Below are 4,320 nucleotides of genomic sequence, written 5' to 3'. Positions count from 1 at the left end.
TTCTGCCCTTCTTCGGGGTGGAGTGGTGGTCGGTGATTTTGGGCCTCGCCTTTACCGCGCTCGGATTTGTCTCGGCATCTGCCGCCGCCTTTCGTCTCTCGGCACGTTTTCGTCAACCAGGTGAGCGTGTGCTTCCCCTGGGTCTGTTCGTGGTGAGCTGCGTGGCGGTCGTCTGGGACTTTTCAACTTCCGGACTCGAGACCGGAATGATCTTTGGGTGGATCGGTCTGTCGTGGCTCCTTCTCGTCAAGACCCTGGACGGCGAGAGTTCGGCCCGCCGCGCAGCACTCGTGGCGAGCCTGGGCTTTACGATTCGGCCCGACATGGCGCCCATCACCGTGGTTCTGGTGGCCGCCCTGTGGCTGGTGGAGCGTGCGACGAACCCGTCGTGGTCACGTCGACGGGCGGTGATGCTCGTGGTCTACGGAGCGGCTCTTCCCGTTCTCAGTGAACTCTTTCGGGTGGCCTACTTTGGCCTGCTGACGTCAAATACGGCCATTGCAAAGTCGGGCACCCGCCTGTGGCTGAGTCAAGGATGGACCTACCTCTGGAACTTCCTCTCGACCTACTGGCTCCTCGTTCCGCTGGTGGGAGTAGTTGTTCTTGTGGCGCCCCTGTGGCGACGGCTCTGGCGTGAAGGGGAGAGGCTCCGTCTCGTGGTCATGGTGGCTCCGGCGATCGGCGGGTTGCTCGACGCTCTCTACGTCACCGCCATCGGGGGCGACTTTATGCACGGCCGCATGTACCTCCCGGCCTTCTTCGCGTGCGGCGCGGTGGCGTGGTGTGTCGTGCCCCGTCGTGCGGTGATGCGCCTGGTGGTGGCGGCGCTCGCTGTCTGGGGTCTCTGGTCGCTCGCGCTGGCACGCTGTGGCACCGGAGACGAGATCGCGGCCACGGGGATCGCCGACGAGCGCTCTTACTGGGTCGGCTGGGCCGGGAACTCGAACCCCGTCACGCTGAAGGACTATCACCGCAAAGTCCTGGAGAAGGACATGTCGCTGCGGACCCCCGAGCGGAGCTTCGCCGAGACGGTTGCGGCGAGCTCCGCGACGACGCGGCCCCACCTGTTGATTGCTCGCCAACTCCTTGAGATGTCACATCGTCCCTACCCCGCCCAACTGTTCGTGGTCGAGGAAAACGTCGGAATCGTCGGATACTCAGTTCCCAGTGAGGTGTTCATGATCGACGGTTTTGCGCTGGCGAGCCCCGTGAACAGTCACTTTGCGGTTCCGGTGCGGACCCGTCCTGGCCACGAAAAGATGGGCTCACCCCCATGGGTGCTCGGCCAGTTCGCGCCAGAGTACGAGCACTTCTACGACATCTACTTCAAGGGTCAGGTGCCCGCGGCCACCCGGGCCCTGTCGTGTTGGCCGCTCGCGGGATATCTGAACAACATCTCGGGACCGCTGAGCGCCGCGGTGGTCTGGCGGAACCTGACCCACGCCGTGACGTGGACGACGATGAGCTTTTCTGCCGACCCCACCGTGGCCGAGCGCGAACTCTGTGGTTCGAACTAGGCCGCTGGGTCGCGGAGCTCGTGGCGGAAGAACTCGTAGGTGCGCTGCGTCGCGTCGGCCGCGGCATCAGCGTGATAGACGTTGGTGCGGTCGTTGCAGTTAAAGCCGTGGTCGGCCTCCTCGTAGACAACGAGGTCGGTCGAGACGTCGGCGTTCGCGAGCGCTTCGCGGAGAGCGTCAATCTCGCTCATTGGGATGCCCTTATCTAGTCCTCCGTAGAGACCGAGCCAGGGGGAGCGAAAGTCGGCGGTCATCTGCACGATGGAGGGCAGATGGAATCGGGGGTTGACGACCCCGCCGCCGTAGTAGGAGGCGGCGGCGCCGACGATGCCGAGCGTGTTCGCGAAGCTCGCGACGGTGCCACCCATGCAGTAGCCGACGATGCCAATCTGCTCGGTGGTAAAGCCCTGCTCGTTCAGCCAGGTTGCGGCATCACGCAGATCCGCTTCGAGCCCCTCGCGAGTGAAGTTGCCCATGTGGGTGAGGGCCGAGGTGAAGTCGGTGTAGTCAATCTCCGGTGAGCCGTCACGGTGAAAGAGCTCTGGCGCGACGGCGTAGAAGCCCTCTGCGCCGTAGCGATCGGTCACCGTTCGAATGTGGTCATTGACCCCAAAGGCCTCCTGCAGCACGATGATGGCCCGAGCTGAGCTCGGGGCACCGGCGACGTTGATCGGGAGACCGGACGAGAGCGTGAGGCGAGCGGTCATCCGAAGATCGGTCCTTGGGTGCGGGAGCGCTTGAGCTCGTAGAAACCAGGAACACTCATGACGGCAATGACGCCGTCGAGCAGGCGTCCAGCCTCCTCACCCGTCGGGGCGGGGGTGATGACGGGGCCGAAGATTGCTTCGCCATTGACGTGAAGAACTGGCGTGCCCACATCAAAGCCGACGGGGTCCATCCCGGCGTGGTGACTGGCCTTTACGGCTTCGTCGAACTCGGTCGAGGTTGCCGCGTCGGCGAGGGAGGCCTCGAGACCGGTTTCGGCCAGCGACTCGGCAATCACGACATTGAGGTCCTTCTTGTTTTCCACGTGGTAGCGACGTCCCATGGCGGAGTAGAGAGGCTCGACCACCGTATTGCCGTGCAGTTGCTCGGCGGCGATCAGAACACGTACGGGCTTCCAGGCGAGGGCGAGAAGTTCTTTGTAGTTCTCGGGCATGTCGCGACCTTCGTTGAGGACCGCGAGGCTCATCACGTGGAAGTTGACGTCGACGTCACGGACTTCCTTGGCGGCGAGCAGCCAGCGTGATGTAATCCAGGCCCAGGGGCAGGCAGGGTCGACCCAGAGGTCGATGGTGGTCGTCATGATGCATGATCCTTTCGTTGGGCGTGGGCGGCAATCACGTGGCTCATGGCGTTGGTAACGGCCACCGCACAGTCGAGGTCCAGCATCTCGTCGATGCCGTGGGCGTTGGAGTTTGGACCGAGAACACCCGTAGCCACGAACTGCACGGCGGGGAAACGCTGTCCGAGCGATGCGAGGAAGGGAATTGACCCACCCTCGCCGGCGAAGGCGACCGGTTTGCCAAAGGCCCGCTCGGAACCCTCTTCTAGGGCGCGACGCAACCACGGGGCCAGTTCGGGGCTCACCCAGCCGGCCGCTCCGTCGACCTCGACGGTCACGACAGCATTGTGTGGCACATCGGTCGTGAGAGCTCGCTCGAGAGCTGCGCAGGCGACCGCGGCATTCACATTCGGCGGTAGGCGTAGCGAGAGGGCCATCGTCGTGGCGGGACGCAGCACGTTGCCCGCGATGGCGGTCGGCGGAAAACCGTCGGCCCCGACATAGGAGAGGGTCGGGTACCACGTGCGACGCAAGATCCGTTCCGCCGGGCTGTCACCCATGGGGGTGACGCCCGGTGCGAAGGGCTGCTCGTTGGCCGCGACGTCACCGAACTCCGCGGCGACGGCCGCGGCGGCGCGAACGTGACTGTCGGGAATGTTGGCGCGAAACTCTGGGAGCAAAATCTCACCCGTTGCGGCATCTTCGACGCGATCGAGCAGTTGGCGCAGGATGCGCATGGAGCTCGGAACGACGCCACTGGCCGAGCCGGAGTGTTGCCCTCGTTCGAGCACGCTGACGGTGACGTTGGCGACGGCCACGCCACGTAGCGAGGTCGTCACCCACAGTCGGTCGTAGGTGAGGGCACCCGAATCGAGACAGATCATCAGTTCGACGTTGCCGAGCCGGTCGGCGAGGGCGTCGAGGTGGGCGTCGAGGTCCGGAGATCCCGACTCCTCGCTGGCTTCGATCAGGACGACGCATCGGGCGTGGGGCACGCCGCTGCGTTCGAGCTCTTCGATTGCGAGCAGCGAGGCAAACATCGCATAGCCGTCGTCGGCGACGCCACGAGCAAAGAGCCGGTTACCACGACGCACGGGGACATAGGGGTCGAGACCCTCAGACCAGTCCCCGAGTGGAGGTTGCTTGTCGAGGTGTCCGTAGAGCAAGACCGTGCCCGACGTCGGAGCGGTTGCCTCAATTGTGACCACGAGAACGGGCGTCCGTCCCGGCAGACGGTGCACGACCACGTCGTGGTGGGCGAAGTGACGCTCCTTGGCCCAGGCGGCGAAGAGATCGATGGCGGATTCGAGGTACCCGTGGGACTCCCAGTCGGCGTCAAAGGCGGGGGAGAGGCAGGGGACTGTTGCGTATTTTTCCAGCGTCGGAAGTACGTCGTGTTCAAAGAGACTGAGCGTCGAGGCCATCGAGGTCAGGCTAATGGCGCAGGGAGTTACGAGCAGGTAACGATGCGCTACAGGTCTAGGTCGGCCGCCTGCCAGCAGTACCACGCGAGACTCG

4 protein-coding genes are annotated in these 4,320 nt (G+C 64.4%); 1 reads left to right on the top strand and 3 read right to left on the bottom strand.

The features are described from left to right. Positions 1-38 precede the first annotated feature (38 nt). The gene (locus tag EB084_20640) at positions 39-1,517 is read left to right on the top strand and encodes a hypothetical protein (protein NDD30675.1); all 1,479 of its coding nucleotides are present in this window, start codon (positions 39-41) and stop codon (positions 1,515-1,517) included. On the opposite strand, the gene EB084_20635 is transcribed toward EB084_20640, so the two are convergent. Genes EB084_20635 through EB084_20625 form a run of 3 tightly spaced genes read right to left on the bottom strand, consistent with a single transcriptional unit; the run spans position 1,514 to position 4,226 of the window. Continuing rightward, positions 1,514-2,224: a dienelactone hydrolase family protein gene (locus EB084_20635; GenBank protein ID NDD30674.1), complete on the bottom strand. Its 711-nt coding sequence runs from the start codon at positions 2,222-2,224 to the stop codon at positions 1,514-1,516. The two genes, EB084_20640 and EB084_20635, sit on opposite strands and share 4 nt — an antisense overlap. Continuing rightward, positions 2,221-2,823 (bottom strand): disulfide bond formation protein DsbA, encoded by a 603-nt coding sequence (locus EB084_20630; GenBank protein ID NDD30673.1) that lies wholly within the window; start codon positions 2,821-2,823, stop codon positions 2,221-2,223. The genes EB084_20635 and EB084_20630 overlap by 4 nt, the downstream gene beginning before the upstream one ends. Next, positions 2,820-4,226: a M20/M25/M40 family metallo-hydrolase gene (locus tag EB084_20625; GenBank protein NDD30672.1), complete on the bottom strand. Its 1,407-nt coding sequence runs from the start codon at positions 4,224-4,226 to the stop codon at positions 2,820-2,822. Before EB084_20625 ends, EB084_20630 begins: the two co-directional genes overlap by 4 nt. Between the last annotated feature and the right edge of the window lie 94 nt (positions 4,227-4,320).

Source organism: Pseudomonadota bacterium (genome assembly GCA_010028905.1).
GTDB lineage: Bacteria > Vulcanimicrobiota > Xenobia > RGZZ01 > RGZZ01 > RGZZ01.
Note: the sequence above shows the minus strand (reverse complement) of the source record. Positions and strands in the feature narration are given on the sequence as shown.